Here is a 17110-nt window from a genome sequence, read left to right as displayed (position 1 = left end):
TTATTTTATATTTAACTCATATTCTTGTCTTGAAGTAAGTGCTATCCTCAGCGTTCCTTCATCAAGGTAGTCAATTTCTCCGCCCATTGGTATGCCGCAAGCAAGGCGTGATATTTTCACATCCAAATTTTTTAGCAATTCAATTATATATTGTGCAGTAACTTGGCCCTCTAATGTCGGATTAATTGCGATAATTATCTCTTCAATTTTAGACTCTGTCACTTTTTTCAGAATAGTGTCAAGGTTGAGTTCTTTTGGACCTATGCCATTTATTGCAGACAATCTGCCACCCAAAACATGGTATAAACCTGAATATATATTTCCTTTTTCAAACGCCCATAGATCACCTAATTCTTCTACTACACACAGTAACTTAGTGTCACGTTTTGGGTTAGTACAAATAGAACAAGGTGACTTAGTATCTAGATTTCCGCAAACTTCACACTCTATTATAAGATCTGCTAGCTCTTTAATCAAAGATGCAAGTGGTAGCATAACTTTTTCTTTGTTTTGGAGTAAATGTATAACTAACCTGCGTGATGATGATGGCCCTAAACTTGGCAATTTAGAGAAAGCATGAACTAGATTTTTTATGTTAATGTTCATCCAATAAATTCAGAATAGGTAGTCAAATGGTAACATCAAACCCTTTGTAAAGAAAGTGGTAAGTTTCTCTTGATCCACTTTGATTAGCTATAGAAAAAATTTTTTACTCTAACGCAAAAAATTACTTCCGCACACTTAAAGCCTGATTATAATAGACTTCTTGCATAACCCAAACTAAGTAGAAAAAGGTATCATCCGAGTAGCTCTCCTTTGTCATCCTAGTGCCTCCTTTTTTGTCATCCCAGTGCCCAGACACTGGGATCCAGGAATTTTATTAAGTTTGTAAGCATAAAAGTATAGCTAACGTGAGCTCTACGTCATACTGCCGCGAACCGTCATACCGCGATTCATTCGCGGTATCTCTTAGCCGCTAACACGTAGCGGGATGACGGTTGTCAGGCTAGCTGTCATCCCAGTGCCCAGACACTGGGATCCAGAAATTTTAATTGTAAGTAAGCATACTGGGTTGATAAGTATAAAAGTAGCTAGAAAATAAACATTTTTGATGAGATTATATGGAAAACTGGATGCCAGTGTCAAGCACTGGCATGACACCCTTCACGGACTTTTAAATTACTTTAGCTATAAATATTAAGAAATTTACCAAATGAAAAAAAAGGCAAAAGAAGCCCTGGGGTTATTATCCGCTTTAAAATATTGGCGTTTTTTATGTTTTAAACGCTTGACAAGCGAGATTCAGCCGCTTTTAATTGCAACTAACTTACGCTGCAAATGTTTAAGAAATTTACTAAGCAGAAAAAAAGACAAAGAATCCCCGAGTTAGCTAGTCTTTTACTATCTCTGTCGAGTATTGGCATTTTTTGATGTCTTGTAACGCTTTATAAGCGCGTTCAGCTTATTTAGATAAAAACCTAGATGTAGATGAAGTTTTGTAAAGACATACAGTATCTATATACTGCAAAAAATTGAACATAAGACGCCGATACATTAAGTAATCCTTACCTTTTAATCTGCAGATTGGCGAAAGCAAATACAATAGCTTCAGTTTCATGATAAGGGGGCTGGCGGAGGGTGTCAAGCAAGTTTTTTCGTTTCTATGTTGTCAGCTACTTGGATGACGCCAATCTGAGTTAACTACACCAACTCACATTCAGCAAAAAAGAAAGCTATCTCCTTACGAGCATTTTCTAGACTATCCGAGCCGTGGACTCTATTTTCACTAATATCATCAGCAAAATCACCCCTGATTGTGCCTTTATCTGCCTGCTTTGGATTGGTAGCTCCCATGATTTGTCTGTATTTACTTACTGCATTTTCACCAACTAAAACTTGAACTACCACAGAACCAGAGGTCATAAACTCTACTAATTCCCCAAAAAAAGGCCTATCTTTATGAATTTCATAAAACAGCTCTGCTTGTTTTTTTGTTAGTAACATCATTTTTTGTGCTGTGATTTTCAGCCCAGATTGTTCGATGTAGGAATTTATATTGCCTGTAATATTATTTTTTACTGCATCAGGTTTTAAGATTGAAAGTGTCTTCTCAATTGCCATATTATTTCCTTATATAGAATAGTACATTTATAGATTTATTTTATTACAAATTTTAATTTCATAGAAGTGATTTTTTATCTATAATTAAGGACAAATCATCAAGGAGGTATTGTATGGGTGAATGTTGTAAAAATAACACTACTAAACAAGCTGAATCTACTACTAAAAAATTAGTAAGTAACTTTAAGTCATCACTTTTTTGTGGAACAAAAGGATTTTTAACTTTTAATTTGGCCTTTTTAAGCTTTTTGGAATATAGCTTACATCATAATACAGAATTAAAAAAAGGTGCTGCTTTTGCAATGAAAAGAAACACTATTCCATTTCTTGAAATGACAATCATAGCACCGCTTGTTTGTTTTGCACTGCCAGCTATGCTAGGCAGTATGAGCCTCATGCAATGCGCACTTTTATGTGCTTCCTTAATGATTGCCACATGTTTTATTGTCAGAACTTTTCATCTGCGTGAGAAGTTAATGGAAAAAATCACTAACCATAGTAGAAAAGAAATAGACGCGGAATTTAAGAAAGATACTATAAAATTTCCTATCTTTGATCAAAATAGAAAACACACCGAGTATAATTCGCCTAACTCAGGGCGACTACTGGATGAAACAAGTAGCACCTCTCTTTTCGTTAAAGTTTTACTTTTTCCCCTCAAGGTTCTTCTGAATGTCCTGCAAAGTTGTATAATGCTATCTTTAGCTGCTGTTGAACTTCTTGAAACGGTACCAAGTCTTTTTGTCGATACATTTTTCGATTGGAACTTCACATCCACCAAAAGTAACCTGAAGAGATCAGGCCACTTATTGTATGCCAGTGTAAGAAATTTAGTGCCTATAACTAAATTTGATGAGTGTGTAGCTAATTTTATAGGCACCCCAGAAGTAACTTGTTGTAGTAGTGCGTAGGTGAAAAAGGCAGTTATCTTATTTAATCTTGGCGGGCCTGATTCACTAAATGCGGTCCGTCCTTTTTTATTCAACCTTTTTTATGACAGGAGAATAATCAATCTACCGAATCCCTTTCGGTTTCTTTTAGCAAAGTTTATATCTGCGAAACGAGAAAATACTGCACGAAAAATATACGAGGAAATTGGAGGTAAATCGCCAATTCTAGAGAATACAAAAATGCAAGCTAATGCTTTAGAACTAAAATTAAACGAAAATAGAAACCATGTACACAAGGTATTCATCTGCATGCGCTATTGGCGTCCATTTGCTGACGAAGTTATTGAAAGTGTAAAACAGTTTGATCCTGACGAAGTAATTCTGCTGCCACTGTATCCACAATATTCAACTACCACAACTCTGTCATCCATCGAGAATTGGCAAAAAAATGCTAAACGGTATGGCCTAAAATGCAATACAAAAATGATTCACCGTTATTATGATAACCAAGATTTTATTGAAGCTCACACTAATCTGATAGCTAAGTACTATAAATTGGCTAGAAAAATCGGTAAACCAAGAGTCCTATTTTCAGCCCATAGCTTACCTCTTAGTATCATTAAAAAGGGCGACCCTTACGCTTCACAGGTAGAAAGAAGCGTAGAGTTAATAGTAGAAAAGTTAGCTATCAATAACTTAGATTGGTCAATATGTTATCAGAGTAAGATTGGTCCTGTAAAATGGCTAGAGCCAAGCACTGAAAGTGAGCTATTACGCGCAAAAGCTGATGGTGTACCTGTAGTTCTATCACCTATATCTTTTGTTTCTGAGCATTCAGAAACTCTAGTTGAACTTGATATAGAATATAAAGCAATTATCAAGGATGGATATTACTTTCGTGTGCCAACTCTCAGTACCGATCCCTTGTTTATAAAATGCCTGGCCGATTTGTGCATAAATCTCCCTTAAAGTCCTGATTCATAGGGCTTTTCTTTTAGGATTTTATGTGATAGAATAACAGGAAGTTATTAACTATTTCATGCCAAACAAGCTAAAAAAGAAATCTAACATACTCGCACAAAGGGTGCATGATATTTATGATCATGATTTCAGGAAGGTAATCTGCATCACAACAGGTTTAACAGCCCTATTGTGTAAGATTTCACTGCAATTTTGCTGCGAGTTCATTGACAATAATAGATCCAATATCTTTCTTATACGGAATGTTGCTCGACTAGTAAAGTTTCCGACATCTATTCTATACATTGCCCATTCTGCATTTACTCTACAGGATCTAATTAAGGATTACAGAAACCCTGAGAGTAAAAAAGAGCTGGCAAAAATTGTGGGTAAATCGGCTAATCTTGCAAGCAGCACCATAGAAGCGCTAATGATGTTGAAAATCATCCATTTTTGCACTGGAAGCAATACAGACATAATAAGTTATATTAACTTAACCTCAACGACCCTATTTTTGTTCATTTCAGAACCTATAAGCTATTATTATACATGCAAGGAATATCTGGATAATAAGGATCCTGAAAAGTCTGCTGAGTGTAAGAAGGACCTTATTATTAGCACATTAACTTTGTCGTTAGGTTTATTAAACTTCATATTAAGAAGGATAGAGACTCCAACTATACCAATAAACTTAGGTAATGGTATAATCTATAATTTCAACTTAAGCGTAACAGTCAGCATAATATATAGTGCAGTATTTCTTGCAGTTCAGCTTGACAAATTGTTTCAACAACCTGTCAATGATGATCCTTCCACTGAACTTGATGATGTTCATAATATAAACGGTCATTCTAATGACAGCACTGTAGAGGTATAAGAATTAGGGATGAAAAGATTTTATTTCTACTGCCAACGCTAGTACTGCTAATTTGCTAACAATACTCCAAAGTGATAGAATTTTACCTTCTACAACCTGGCTAACATCATGAAACTCACAGTCAGTGGCATTCAAGCTAGAATATACATCTTTTCTGCTATTACATCGGTATAAGTAACATGTTGGAGTATCTCCTATATAGTATATTAGCGGTTCTGCAGAACTGCTTTTAAACATGTCAATGGTTGGTACACCTTCTTGTATAATAACGCTATTGATTGCTATTCCTTCTTTTATCTTTTTCATTTTATGACGCTTTTTTTTATTGAGGTTTAATATTTCCTCTCCACTTGTTGCTGTTATAATGCCCATCCCATATGTGCCATTGCTTGCTTTGATAAAAACGTAAGGTTGTGTTTTTATTTCATATTCCTCATATTTTTTTTGCACTAGAGATAATATTTGGTCAACTTTAGTTGCTACTGCTCCTAGTGACAAATCATCATCAAAATCAACTCCATCACAGCTCTCTGTAAGCACAGAAATTAGCCATGGGTCTATTTTAAATTTGCCACAAAACTCAGATGCTAATTCTTGATAGATTTCAAAATACTTAAATTTCTGCCTGCTATGCCAACCGTATAGTGGGCTTGGTACTATATCTTGCTTTACGTCTTTCAGCGTGTCTGGAATGTGGCTCGTCATATCACGGTTCAGTATAATAACATCAGGCACAAATCCTGAAGTTGTCTTTAGCAGAGAGTTTTCTTTCACAACAGTTTCATACTGTTCTATTAAATTGTATACTTCATTATATAAAAGGCCAATTCTAGTCTCAAAACCTGCGAGTTGTAGTATTTTCTCTATAACAAATACGTTTTCTATATACATTTTATTGCGTGTATAATTTTCCGGTATTATAAGAACCTTTTTGTATTGATGTCTTTTAAAATAGCTTTTTATCAATCTTGCTGCCATCGTTCTTGATTCTTCACTTAAGTTATTGAACCCCGCAGGAAATAAATTAGCGTCTACTGGAACGATTTTATAGCCAGAGTTTCTAAGATCTATAGAGCTATAAAATGGCAATGTAAGGCCGTTAAATTTTGCTCCGAACCAATTATTTATACTTTTTTCCAAATCTGGGTGAATTATGTTTTGCATCTACACTTTAAATGTTATAAGGAAGGTATTATATTATAAGCTATAATTAAACATATTTAGCAAATTTGACTAAAGATTAAAGTATAATGAGATTCTTATTTAAAGTGATAGAAAAATGATTCAACACGACAACAGTAAAATGTATGGCACTACTATATTATCAATTAGAAAGGGTGAAAGCGTAGTGGTAATAGGTGACGGACAAGTTTCACTGGGCCACACTGTTATAAAATCCGGAGCAAAAAAAGTTAGGCGTCTTTCTGGTGATTCTGTAATTGCCGGTTTTGCTGGAGCAACAGCCGATGCATTTACTCTCTTTGAAAGACTAGAATCTAAACTTGACAAGCACCCAGGGCAATTAATGAGGGCATGTGTTGAACTTGCAAAAGACTGGAGAATGGATAAATATCTAAGAAAATTAGAGGCTATGATGATTGTTGCAGATAAATCTATTTCATTAGTAATTACGGGAACAGGTGATGTTCTTGAACCTGAAGATGGAATTGCAGCTATTGGCTCTGGGGGAAATTTTGCTCTATCTGCAGCAAGAGCTTTAATTGACATTAAAGGAATATCAATAGAGGAAATTGCGAAAAAGGCTATGAAGATAGCTGCTGATATATGTGTTTATACAAATCATAATATAATTATTGAAAAAATAGAGGAGTGATATGTCTTCTGAACAAAAAACTTTGTGCACCAATTTTTCCAATCAGCCTATAACCCTTTCAGAAGGGCGGTCTTGTAGTAGTGACACCTACGATGAAAAAGATAACCTCTATAAAGATACTAAGAGTGGTTTTGATTCAAATGACAGCGATGTTCAAGTTAATGACAGCACTCAAGTTTTGTTAGATGACCTGCCACCACAGAAGATAGTTAAAGAATTGGACAGATTCATAATCGGACAGGATGATGCAAAGCGTGCTGTTGCTATTGCGCTCAGAAATCGTTGGCGTCGCAATCAGGTTCCATTTCCATTGCGTGATGAAATCATACCTAAGAATATATTGATGATCGGTCATACAGGGGTTGGTAAAACTGAAATAGCTCGTCGCTTAGCAAAACTTGCCGGTGCACCGTTCATAAAAATTGAGGCAACGAAGTTTACTGAAATAGGGTACGTTGGACGTGACGTTGATTCGATAATACGCGATTTAGTTGATGCAGCAATAGTTTTAGTTAAAGAGAAAGCCCGTAAAGCCTTAGCTAAAAAGGCTTTAATTTTAGCTGAGAAAACAATAGTAAACTCTATGGTAGGCGAAAATGCAACCGAAGAGAGTAAAAAAATTTTTAGAGAAAGGTTGAGGAATAAAGAGTTTGAGGACGGAGAAGTTTCTATTAACGTCAGAGAGAGCAAGAGTATGTTACCTACTTTCGATATACCAGGCATGCCAGGTGGGCAAGTTGGTGTGATGAATGTAACAGAAATAATGGGCAAGATGTTTAACGGGAGCAAAAAAACAAAAACTATTACGGTGAAGGTAAAAGAAGCGCGTGAAATATTAATTAATGAAGAAAGTGAAAGGCTAATGGATGAAGATAAGATAATCAAAGAAGCCATTGATCTTGTTAGTAATGACGGTATAGTATTTTTGGATGAAATAGACAAAATTGCAGCGCGTACAGAAGTAAAAGGTGAAGTAAACAGAGAAGGAGTGCAACGCGATCTGTTACCATTACTTGAAGGAACAACTGTTACAACTAAGTATGGCCATGTAAAAACAGACTATATATTATTTATTGCATCTGGTGCTTTTCATCAGTCTAAACCATCTGACCTCTTACCGGAATTGCAGGGCAGATTACCGATCAGGGTAGAACTTAAGGCACTTACTCAAGAGGATTTAATAAGAATATTAAAGGAACCAGAATCTAGTTTGTTAAAGCAGTACATAGCTTTAATGAAAACAGAAAATGTGACACTTGAGTTCACTGATGATGGTATAAAAACCATAGCTGAAATAGCGTTTACAGTTAATAGGCAAGTGGAAAATATAGGCGCAAGAAGGCTTCACACTGTCATGGAGAAGCTTTTAGATGAAATAAGTTTCATTGCTTCTGAGAAAAATAGCGAAAAATTCATTATAGACAGCAAGTATGTAAAAGATAAACTTGAGTCAATTTCGAAGCAGCTTGATTTATCTAAGTTTATACTTTAGGAAAAACGAAAAGCCTACTTTAAGTAGTATAGAGAGTGTTCAGAAGATTAGCCAGTAGACCTAAAATTTCAGCTATATTCTTTAGGCTGTTTTTCAACAGTAGAATGGTGTGCTGCGACCTCTTGCTTAACATCTAAGCTTAAGTCAATTATTGAGATATTTTCTTCATCATAATCTATGTCTTTTATTAACATATCGTCAGTAATAGTCAAAAGGTCAGGCGGAGAAAGAATAGTTCTTTTATTACCAGCTCTCATTCCCACAACTCCAAGCTCTATAGCAAGTGGTATTTTTTTATCGCCAACCCTAAATTGCACTGTTTGATCTTTGACTATATATTCCCCATTATGCTCCTTTACGCTATATTTAACCGATATCTCATCACCGCACCTTACTTGTTTTCCAGTCTTGTTAATTAAGTCATTAAAAACCATCAGATTATTTACTGAGTCGGGATATTTATCCTTTACTTCGATCAGTTTGACGTAATAAGAATTAAAATTCATTTTGTTCTCATTGGCAATAGTAACTACACGCTCTCCGCCTTCTTTCATACCTATTACCCCTAAACTCACTTCTTTTAGGTCATCTTGACCTATTTTCAAAGTAACATCAGAAACTTTGCTAGGGAGTGTTGCTGAGTTATTATTAGAAATTTTATATATTTGCAATAGGACTTCCAGGCCACAAAAAGCCTTGCTGCCACTGCCTTCAGTAATTTCATAAAAATTTATTGAATCTTCTTCCTTTTGCTGCGTTATTTCTTCTAAATATTCTGTCAGCCCATGCTTTTCAATATAGCGGTCAAGTGCTGATTCAAGTATTGGCTTCACTAGGTAATGTGCTATCGTCTGTATCAAACCACCATGCGTGGCATTTATCTCATAAAGCTTGTCCTTTTTTTCCGGTTTACCTTTGTTTATATAGACAATAGTAAACACAAAAGCAGAAGTTAAAGTGAGAATCATTACTACGGAAATAAGCATTTGTAATATAATTTTTCTAACCATCTTTCTTTACTTGATTCAATAAATCATATAAATAATTAGTATCCCCTGAAAGCGCACTCAAATTATCCAAGCCTTGTTTAAAGAGGCCGTCTATATAGTCCTCTACTTCACTTTTACCAAGCACAGACATAAGATTATTTGTTTTATCTTGTTCGTAGTCTTCAATATCATCCTTAGCTTGAAAGATAAGCCCTAGATTTATTCCATAGTTATATAACGCTTTACGTTGCTTGTCTGTAGCACCCCCGATTATAGCACCTATTTCACATGAAGCTGCAAATAGTTTTGCGGTTTTCATCAAATGAATTTCTTTTATTTTATCAGCTTGGCCCGACGTCATTCCAGCGTCATACATACAGCCGTACGAATGTTGTAGTTTTAAGGTAGAAAGGGTGTCATGCAAGTAGCTGACACTGGAATCCATTCCATGTTCAGCTCCACTATCGCATGGCTTTTTGCACGAAATGCTTGTAGGCAAAGCCTTCTGGATCCCAGTGTCAGCTACTTGAATGACAGAGGGTTGGGGGCTAAAATCTATATGCTCACTGTTAATATCTAAAGCCTGTCCTCCCACCATTCCCCTAATTCCTATTGCCTGAGAAAGAACTTTTATGATCTCACAGCGTTTCTCATTTAACGAAGATAATACCTCAAAAGCCAGAGTAAGTAGTGCATCTCCGGCAAGCACTGCTGTTGCTTCATCAAATTTTTTATGGCAGCTTAGCTGGCTTCTGCGAGTATCACTGTTGTCCATGCACGGTAAATCATCGTGAATTAGAGAGTAAGCATGAACAAATTCAATTGCTGCAGCAACTGATATTACTTTTTTAGCTTCCGCGTTAAACACTCGCGATGAAGCTACGACTAAAAAGGAGCGTATATGTTTTGCAGGAGCAAGGAGTATATAACGCATAGCTGATATAAGCTTATTCTCGCTATTTTCGGGTAAGAGTTTATTTACTTCTACAATAAGCAAATTTTTTGTTGTTTCGTCTAGCATTTTTGAATTGTTAATTGTTTAGCACGTAACGCTAGCCAGCTAGGGCAGTAGAAAACTTTACTGTAGTTTACCAGTTATAAAAGATATTGCAAACATAAAAATTTTTTATAACATCAAAGAATAGGTTATTTTTTTGGTAAGAAATGTGAATAGCGAACTAGCAAAGAGCACTAGAGAAGACATAGAAGAAAAAGTGAAAAAGATTATACTAGAGCATATTAGTAAGGATGTAGAGAAATTCAACAGCTCTTCAAAGCTTTCGGAGCATGGTACAGACAGCTTAGATGCAGTTGAAATCATCATGGCAGCAGAAGAAGAGTTTGGAATAGAAATTCCAGATGAAGACGCACAAAAAATGGAAACTATGGAGCAAATAGTTGAGTACATTAATAATAAAAAAGGCTAATAGTTAGTGTTAAATGAGCAGAAGAGTAGTAGTCACTGGTGTTGGTTTAATCACTCCACTAGCGGCAGATGTTGACAACACTTGGTCAAGGCTAATAAAAAGTGAGTCTGGCATAAAAGCAATCAATACGGATAGATTTGACTCTTCTGATCTTGCTTGCAAAATTGCAGGGCAGGTGCCGTTGCAATCAGACAACATTGAGCACCATTTCAATCCACTAGATTATATTTCTGAGAAAGACTCAAAAAGGACAGATCGTTTTATCCATTACGGTATTGCAGCAGCTATTCAGGCAGTAGATGATTCATTAATTTTGGAAAGCCAAAATATCAATCGGGAACGTGTTGGTGTGACTATTGGCTCTGGTATAGGTGGTCTTCCGTCAATTCAGGAAAATGTTATTACCATGCAGGAAAAAGGGCCCAGACGTGTCAGTCCATTTTTTGTCCCTGCAAGTCTAATAAATTTGATATCTGGCCATATTTCTATTAAATACGAATTTACAGGTCCAAACGATTCAGCAGTAACCGCATGTGCAACAGGTGCGCATGCAATCATAAACTCAGCAAGAACTATAAAACTTGGTGAAGCGGATGTTATGATTGCAGGTGGAGCAGAAAGTGCACTGTGTAGAGTTGGAATTGCAGGTTTTGCATCTATGAAGGCGTTATCAACTAAATTTAACGATAAACCGGAAGAAGCTTCAAGGCCATGGGATGAAGAACGCGATGGTTTTGTTATGGGTGAAGGAGCAGGTATATTGGTGCTGGAGGAATACGAACATGCGAAAAAAAGGGGGGCAAAAATACATGCTGAACTGGTTGGGTACGGACTCACAGGAGATGCGCACCACATTACAGCACCACATCCAGAAGGAAGAGGCGCATTTAAGGCAATGCAGCTTGCTTTAAAGAGCGCACAAATTAATCCCAATCAAGTAGGGTATATCAATGCACATGGAACTTCAACGCCACTTGGAGATAAAATTGAAGTAATAGCAATGAAACAGTTATTCGGTGACTACGTTTATAAAATACCTGTTTCTTCAACTAAATCTTCTATAGGACATTTACTTGGTGCTGCAGGGAGCGTTGAAGCAATATTCAGTATTCTTGCGTTAAATAATGGAATTATTCCGCCAACCTTAAATTTACACAAGCCTTCAGAAGGATGTGATTTAAATTTTGTACCGTTTAAAGCTCAGGAGCATAAAATTCAATATGCACTTTCTAATTCGTTTGGTTTTGGTGGCACTAATGCATCGCTCATATTTGGACAAGTTTAGTTGATGTCACCCCAGTGTCTTCCTCTTGTCATTCCAGTACCCTCCTCTTGTCATGCAAGCAGCTCTCCTACTGTCATCCCAGCACGTGACACTGGGATGACAAACGGTTGTGAAAGGGAATACATATAAAAATTAAACTATCAATAGCAATTCAAAAAGAAAAAATATTCTATTCATCCCTGAAGAAGTATTTTATTGACAATTTATGAATAAAGATCAATAATGCAGAAAAGGAATTGATGGGCGTATGCATTAATTTAACCACTATTAATTGTACATTATTTTTTGTAATTACATATTTTTTGACGTGCATTATAGCTTGGTGCTTACCTTTCAAAGACATAACATTATTAACAACATTTGTTCCGGCTTCAGTTGCAATTTTGCTAACCATTTATAATAAACAGAAGGTAAGGGATCTTTTTAAACTTAGTTCGCCAAAAAACTGTCTATTAGGGTTTATACTTATTCTGGTAAGTATGCTAATTTCCAATGGTCTTTTGTCAATTTACTGCGGTTTTTCATTTTTCCGAGAGTCTTTTACGTTAGACCGTGTAAAGGATTTGAGTGCAGTTTTGAGTCCATTAGTGATGTTATTTGTTTTATTATCAACCTTTGTGATGTGGATCATTATGTCTCTTGGTGAAGAGATCGGTTGGCGTGGCTATCTTTTGAAAAATCTTAAAAGCAAAATATCAAATTTTTATATCAGAGCAATTATTGTCGGTATTATTTGGTCAGTATGGCACATACCAACTTATGTGGTTGCTGGCTCAGCTTTGTGGAAGGATGGCTTTACATTCCCGACTATTTGTGCTTATACCCTTTATATTTGTGCAATGTCTATAATGTTTACCTGGTTGTTTGAAAAAGACAACTCGATTTGGCCAGTAACTATTGCTCATGCAACAAATAATCTTGTGTATAGTGTTTTGAGCATTCTAATGCCGTCTCCTCCTCTGTCAACTTTCGATGCAGTAATTCGCCTTACATTAGGAGCAGCTGGTTATTTCATTGTTGCAATTGGTGTTATTTGGTTTGATAAAGCTCGAGAGCGTCATTTGAGTAATTCATAGTATAAAATTTCGGGGGCAATTCGCATCAGGTGTCATGCAGGTAGCATGACACTGGGATGATGAGGAAGAAAAAGCAAATTTTGCCTTTTACGGTCAATCTATTATACTTAGTAAGACTTCAATAAACTAATGAATTATACTTTATATCTAATTAAATGCACAAGATATTAATAAGAAATAACTACAAACCTTTGGTCGGAAAAATCAAGATTAATGGCTCAAAAAATGCTGTTTTACCAATAATGGCAGCAAGTCTATTAAGTAGCTCCCCGGTAATTTTGCATAATGTACCTGATTTAATTGATGTGCATCTAATGTCTAAGTTGCTTGAAAGTCTTGGAGCAGAAGTGAACTTTATGCACAATAAAAATTATAAAGCGAACCATACTTTGAAAATTGACTGCAGCAATATCAACAATCACGTGATGCCATATAAAACCGCAAGTAAGCTAAGAACTTCTTTTCTAATATTGGGTCCAATGCTTAGCAGATTTGGCAAAGCGAGAACAGCATTTCCTGGTGGATGCAACATTGGAAAGCGTCCCGTTGATATGCATATTAAAGCATTAGAAGAAATGGGAGCTAAAATTGAAATTGACGGCTATAATATAATTGCAACAGTGAAAGGAAAGCTACAAGGAAAAGAAATCACATTTGAGAAAATAAGTGTTGGCGCAACAGAAAATGTAATAATGGCAGCAACATTTGCAGAAGGAGTGACAACAATAAACAATGCTGCAACTGAGCCGGAAGTTCTTGATTTAATAGATTTTCTGAAGAAAATGGGTGCTGATATTGAAATTGATAATACAAAGGTCATAATAACAGGAGTTGAAGCACTAAATGGATGTGTTCATAAAATAATACCAGATCGCATAGAAGCAGGCACCTATGCACTAGCTGCTATAATAACCGGTGGTAAGTTGGAGTTGGAAGGAATAAATCTATCTGATATAAGGTGTATTACAAATGAGTTGGAGACTATAGGAGCTATGGTTGAACTGTATGATGGAGGCATTGTTATTTCCAGAAAAAATGGCTCTATTAAGTCTGCTAACGTTGCGACAGATCCATATCCCAATTTTCCCAGTGATATGCAACCACAACTGATGTCTGCAATGTGCATCGCTGATGGGATATCAGTAATTGAAGAGAACATTTTTGAAAACAGATTTACACATGCAGATGAATTGAGAAAGTTAGGTGCTAATATCAGCATCGAGAAAAGCAAAGCTACTATAAGTGGAATAAAAAGCTTATCTGGAGCTAATCTATATGCTACTGACTTAAGATCAACAGCAGCTTTGGTGCTTGCTTCTTTGGTAGCCGGTGGAGAAACTATAATAAACAATTCACATCATTTATGGAGAGGATATGAAGCAATGCATGAAAAACTCAATTCATGTGGAGCTGATATCTCCATTTCGTCTTGAGGATATTTTATGAATGAAGCAACCAAACGAACTATAGTAAAAGAAATAGATGCAATCTTATATGAAGAACATAAGGTATTAGACCATGGATTTATTCGAGTAGTGGATTATATGGGCTCTGATAGCGCTATAGTTCAAGCTGCTCGTGTTTCTTATGGCAAGGGAACAAAACAGATAAGTCAGGATGAAGCACTTATAAAGTATTTAATGAGACATCATCATACAACTCCATTTGAAATGTGTGAAATTAAGTTTCACGTGAAACTTCCAATTTTTGTTGCAAGGCAATGGACAAGGCATAGAACTGCAAATGTGAATGAATATTCAGCAAGGTATTCAATACTTGATAATGAATTTTATACACCTAAACCAGAACAAGTTGCAAAACAATCTGACAATAATAAACAAGGTAGCGGGGAAGCTTTTGATCCAGATACCTCAAAGGAAATAATAGATTCTCTAACAAATGACTCTAATTTAGTATATTCTCATTATGAAAAATTTATTGAGCAGGGGCTTGCAAGAGAAATTGCCAGAACTAACCTAATGCTTAATTACTACACGCAATTTTATTGGAAAATAGATCTGCATAATCTCCTTCATTTTTTGAAGCTTAGAGCTGATAAGCATGCCCAATATGAAATCAGAGTTTATGCAGAAGTTATGCTGGATATAATAAAAAAATGGGTTCCACTGGCCTACAATGCCTTTGTTGAATATTGCCTAGAATCAGCCTGTATTTCAAGAACTGGTCTAGAAATAATTCGCAAATTAATTAAAGGGGAAAACGTTACTAGAGAAGAAAGTAATATTGGTAAAAGAGAATGGGGCGAGCTGATGTCTATACTTGATAAACAATCTTAAAGATAAAGGCATACGTGTCAATCTCCTCTGTCAGTTAACTCTCGTTCACCAGATTGAATCTTGCTTTTTACATCACATTAACTCATCACTTTTATAGAACATCTCATTAAAATCATTTAGAGTTCCAAAATCCTGACCCTTGATAAACAGGTGATCATTAGCAACATGTGCTTCATCAAGAGTAAACAGCTCGTAATGATGATTGTGAGCGGGCCTAACAATTTCATTATATAAAACCATTACTTGTTCGTAGTTATATCCATCGCCAGCATGATATTTACCACGTACGGTATCATAAAAATTCTTTACATCATCATATGTCACTTGCAGCTCCACCTTATACTTTCCCACTTCAAGAGGACTTCCTGTCTTTATTTTTAAGGGATGTTGTGAATTTGCAACACTGTTAGAAGTTTCTGCTTCAATATCAGAATTTTTATCCATATTTTCTATCACACTTGCCATAACAGTTTCTTGTTCATCTTCTGTTGGTTTTGTTTGTTTTTCAGTCTTATTACTGCTACTGTCAGTTTCCACAGTTACTTTTTTTACTTCTATATCTTTTTGAGCTTTCTCATTACTTTGCTTGTGTATTTCATCTCCATGCAATTTTTCCTGCAGAGCTTTTTTCGTATCAGCATAATCATCACGATTGCTTTGCAAAGCTGGTTTATAACTGCTGCTATCATCCGCTTGCATTTGATCTATATAGTTAGATTCTTCTTCCTGTATAGTATTTTTTGCGTTATCCTCACCAACCGTTCCTTTCTCCCCAGACTTGGCTTCACTCTCTACCACAACTTCTTCGTCTACTTGCTCATCATCAATTGTAAATTCAGTACCTATCTGATTGCTATCTTCCTCCAATTCATTAGATAATTTTTCAGATAGCTGGTCACCACTCAAATATGGTTCCTTTGAATATTTAGCATAATTATGGGGATCGGTTCTGTTTTCTGAATAAAACCCACTTTCAAAGTCTGAGTAGGAGCTTTGATTGAGCACAAAAAATAAGTTTTCATAATTAACCAGCATATCACTATCAGGGCTAACAAAATTTAAATATTCATCGCCTTCCCATTCTGGGTGGTGTCTATACTCTGCTATGTAGTATTTACTAGAGTCGAGAGGTATCTTGTCACCTTCTTCCCCATCAAGTTGTAAAACTACTGCTGAATGCCCATTACCTAAATCATTACCTTTTACCACTTTGAATATTTTAATCTCATCCTTTTCTACAAGTTCTTTTAACTCCTCGTTCTTTTCATTTAACTCTTCCTCCCTTTGTCTTTCTGCTTCTCTCTCTCTTGCCAATCTTTCTGCTTCTTCATCAGCTTTCTTCTGCAGTTGTGAGAATACATTTTGTAATATATCTTGTGTGGTTAAGCTATTTGTGTTGCTTAAAAAATTATCTAACACATTTGATGCAGTTGGTGACAATTCACCGTGATCATCAAATACTTTTTCCTTTGCTTTATCATAGTGATTTGGGTTATAGATTGCATACAGAGGATAAAAACCATAATCTGCAATTGACGCTCCGTCAGGTGATAGTTCCATTGAGAATCCATAGTAATTAAGTGGAAGATTGGAGGTTAAATATTTACCGTTATCATCCCTAACGTGTAGCTCACTTCTACCATTGTGCTCACTATATTTGTTGTAGTAGATATAAAAATTCTCATGGTTAAGATTGAAGTGATCATCTAGATTATCGAATTGAATTGTACTGCCAAGCTTCTCGCGCAAAAGATTTTTGCTTTCATCTGTAAGCTTTATATGTGCAGAAAAGTAGTATCGATCTATAGGTTCGCCTTTTTCTATTTCAAAATTCAAAGTAATCTTGTCGTTGACCATTGGTA

At 35.8% G+C, this 17110-nt stretch carries 18 protein-coding genes; 12 read left to right on the top strand and 6 right to left on the bottom strand.

From position 1 onward, the window contains the following. The gene (gene recR / locus OM961_RS07160; RefSeq protein ID WP_425383625.1) at positions 1–600 is read right to left on the bottom strand and encodes a recombination mediator RecR; all 600 of its coding nucleotides are present in this window, start codon (positions 598–600) and stop codon (positions 1–3) included. A 391-nt stretch (positions 601–991) separates the two neighbouring features. On the opposite strand from recR, the gene OM961_RS07155 reads away from it, so the two are divergent. Next, positions 992–1102, top strand: a complete 111-nt coding sequence (locus OM961_RS07155) for a WPE palindromic element domain-containing protein (RefSeq protein ID WP_080717651.1) — start codon at positions 992–994, stop codon at positions 1100–1102. 599 nt (positions 1103–1701) lie between these two features. On the opposite strand, the gene ndk is transcribed toward OM961_RS07155, so the two are convergent. Further along, on the bottom strand, positions 1702–2121 hold the full coding sequence (gene ndk / locus OM961_RS07150; protein ID WP_182309846.1) for a nucleoside-diphosphate kinase: 420 nt from the start codon (positions 2119–2121) through the stop codon (positions 1702–1704). Positions 2122–2234: 113 nt separating this feature from the next. On the opposite strand from ndk, the gene OM961_RS07145 reads away from it, so the two are divergent. The 3 genes from OM961_RS07145 (at position 2235) to OM961_RS07135 (ending at position 4848) form a co-directional block, all read left to right on the top strand. After that, the gene (locus OM961_RS07145; RefSeq protein WP_264339722.1) at positions 2235–3032 is read left to right on the top strand and encodes a hypothetical protein; all 798 of its coding nucleotides are present in this window, start codon (positions 2235–2237) and stop codon (positions 3030–3032) included. Beyond that, entirely contained in the window at positions 3033–3980 is a 948-nt protein-coding gene (gene hemH / locus OM961_RS07140) for a ferrochelatase (protein WP_007548918.1), read from the top strand. 70 nt (positions 3981–4050) lie between these two features. Further along, the gene (locus tag OM961_RS07135) at positions 4051–4848 is read left to right on the top strand and encodes a hypothetical protein (protein ID WP_264339720.1); all 798 of its coding nucleotides are present in this window, start codon (positions 4051–4053) and stop codon (positions 4846–4848) included. Positions 4849–4851: 3 nt separating this feature from the next. On the opposite strand, the gene gshA is transcribed toward OM961_RS07135, so the two are convergent. Further along, positions 4852–6012 (bottom strand): glutamate--cysteine ligase, encoded by a 1161-nt coding sequence (gene gshA / locus OM961_RS07130; RefSeq protein WP_264339719.1) that lies wholly within the window; start codon positions 6010–6012, stop codon positions 4852–4854. Positions 6013–6127: 115 nt separating this feature from the next. Here gshA and hslV point away from each other — a divergent pair, with 115 nt between their 5' ends. Then, positions 6128–6682 (top strand): ATP-dependent protease subunit HslV, encoded by a 555-nt coding sequence (gene hslV / locus OM961_RS07125; protein WP_182309841.1) that lies wholly within the window; start codon positions 6128–6130, stop codon positions 6680–6682. Between the two features lies 1 nt (position 6683). Continuing rightward, a complete protein-coding gene (hslU, locus tag OM961_RS07120) occupies positions 6684–8174 on the top strand; it encodes an ATP-dependent protease ATPase subunit HslU (protein ID WP_264339718.1) in 1491 nt (496 codons plus the stop codon). Positions 8175–8242: 68 nt separating this feature from the next. On the opposite strand, the gene OM961_RS07115 is transcribed toward hslU, so the two are convergent. Together OM961_RS07115 and OM961_RS07470 are read right to left on the bottom strand one after the other, a co-directional pair. Continuing rightward, a complete protein-coding gene (locus OM961_RS07115; RefSeq protein ID WP_010963087.1) occupies positions 8243–9184 on the bottom strand; it encodes an FKBP-type peptidyl-prolyl cis-trans isomerase in 942 nt (313 codons plus the stop codon). After that, the gene (locus tag OM961_RS07470) at positions 9177–10184 is read right to left on the bottom strand and encodes a polyprenyl synthetase family protein (RefSeq protein ID WP_264339716.1); all 1008 of its coding nucleotides are present in this window, start codon (positions 10182–10184) and stop codon (positions 9177–9179) included. The genes OM961_RS07115 and OM961_RS07470 overlap by 8 nt, the downstream gene beginning before the upstream one ends. A 145-nt stretch (positions 10185–10329) precedes the next feature. On the opposite strand from OM961_RS07470, the gene acpP reads away from it, so the two are divergent. The 6 genes from acpP to thyX all read left to right on the top strand — a co-directional run bounded on the left by acpP (position 10330) and on the right by thyX (position 15248). Next, positions 10330–10590: an acyl carrier protein gene (gene acpP / locus OM961_RS07105; RefSeq protein WP_006279836.1), complete on the top strand. Its 261-nt coding sequence runs from the start codon at positions 10330–10332 to the stop codon at positions 10588–10590. Positions 10591–10603: 13 nt separating this feature from the next. Further along, positions 10604–11875, top strand: coding sequence for a beta-ketoacyl-ACP synthase II (fabF, locus tag OM961_RS07100; protein WP_010082030.1), 1272 nt, complete (start codon positions 10604–10606; stop codon positions 11873–11875). 3 nt (positions 11876–11878) lie between these two features. Then, complete coding sequence (locus OM961_RS07095; protein WP_255322260.1) at positions 11879–12004, top strand: hypothetical protein; 126 nt, start codon at positions 11879–11881, stop codon at positions 12002–12004. Positions 12005–12126: 122 nt separating this feature from the next. After that, positions 12127–12951: a CPBP family intramembrane glutamic endopeptidase gene (locus tag OM961_RS07090; protein ID WP_338481834.1), complete on the top strand. Its 825-nt coding sequence runs from the start codon at positions 12127–12129 to the stop codon at positions 12949–12951. A gap of 155 nt (positions 12952–13106) precedes the next feature. After that, positions 13107–14384, top strand: coding sequence for a UDP-N-acetylglucosamine 1-carboxyvinyltransferase (murA, locus tag OM961_RS07085; protein ID WP_006279833.1), 1278 nt, complete (start codon positions 13107–13109; stop codon positions 14382–14384). A gap of 9 nt (positions 14385–14393) precedes the next feature. Next, positions 14394–15248 (top strand): FAD-dependent thymidylate synthase, encoded by an 855-nt coding sequence (gene thyX / locus OM961_RS07080; RefSeq protein ID WP_264339715.1) that lies wholly within the window; start codon positions 14394–14396, stop codon positions 15246–15248. Between the two features lie 72 nt (positions 15249–15320). Here thyX and OM961_RS07075 read toward each other — a convergent pair whose 3' ends face one another. Further along, positions 15321–17105 (bottom strand): hypothetical protein, encoded by a 1785-nt coding sequence (locus tag OM961_RS07075; RefSeq protein WP_264339714.1) that lies wholly within the window; start codon positions 17103–17105, stop codon positions 15321–15323. Positions 17106–17110 lie beyond the last annotated feature (5 nt).

Source organism: Wolbachia endosymbiont (group A) of Cydia splendana (assembly GCF_947179475.1).
In the GTDB taxonomy this organism is placed as follows: domain Bacteria; phylum Pseudomonadota; class Alphaproteobacteria; order Rickettsiales; family Anaplasmataceae; genus Wolbachia; species Wolbachia pipientis.
The sequence above is the reverse complement of the archived record's forward strand: the minus strand, read 5'-3'. Positions and strand labels throughout refer to the sequence as shown.

Bases quoted from the DNA above. Each gene is read 5' to 3' on its own strand.
- OM961_RS07155 (WP_080717651.1), top strand. From the start codon at position 992: ATGACGGTTGTCAGGCTAGCTGTCATCCCAGTGCCCAGACACTGGGAT.
- ndk (WP_182309846.1), bottom strand. From the start codon at position 2,121: ATGGCAATTGAGAAGACACTTTCAATCTTAAAACCTGATGCAGTAAAA.
- OM961_RS07145 (WP_264339722.1), top strand. From the start codon at position 2,235: ATGGGTGAATGTTGTAAAAATAACACTACTAAACAAGCTGAATCTACT.
- OM961_RS07135 (WP_264339720.1), top strand. From the start codon at position 4,051: ATGCCAAACAAGCTAAAAAAGAAATCTAACATACTCGCACAAAGGGTG.
- gshA (WP_264339719.1), bottom strand. From the start codon at position 6,012: ATGCAAAACATAATTCACCCAGATTTGGAAAAAAGTATAAATAATTGG.
- hslV (WP_182309841.1), top strand. From the start codon at position 6,128: ATGATTCAACACGACAACAGTAAAATGTATGGCACTACTATATTATCA.
- hslU (WP_264339718.1), top strand. From the start codon at position 6,684: ATGTCTTCTGAACAAAAAACTTTGTGCACCAATTTTTCCAATCAGCCT.
- OM961_RS07115 (WP_010963087.1), bottom strand. From the start codon at position 9,184: ATGGTTAGAAAAATTATATTACAAATGCTTATTTCCGTAGTAATGATT.
- OM961_RS07470 (WP_264339716.1), bottom strand. From the start codon at position 10,184: ATGCTAGACGAAACAACAAAAAATTTGCTTATTGTAGAAGTAAATAAA.
- fabF (WP_010082030.1), top strand. From the start codon at position 10,604: ATGAGCAGAAGAGTAGTAGTCACTGGTGTTGGTTTAATCACTCCACTA.
- OM961_RS07095 (WP_255322260.1), top strand. From the start codon at position 11,879: ATGTCACCCCAGTGTCTTCCTCTTGTCATTCCAGTACCCTCCTCTTGT.
- murA (WP_006279833.1), top strand. From the start codon at position 13,107: ATGCACAAGATATTAATAAGAAATAACTACAAACCTTTGGTCGGAAAA.
- thyX (WP_264339715.1), top strand. From the start codon at position 14,394: ATGAATGAAGCAACCAAACGAACTATAGTAAAAGAAATAGATGCAATC.
- OM961_RS07075 (WP_264339714.1), bottom strand. From the start codon at position 17,105: ATGGTCAACGACAAGATTACTTTGAATTTTGAAATAGAAAAAGGCGAA.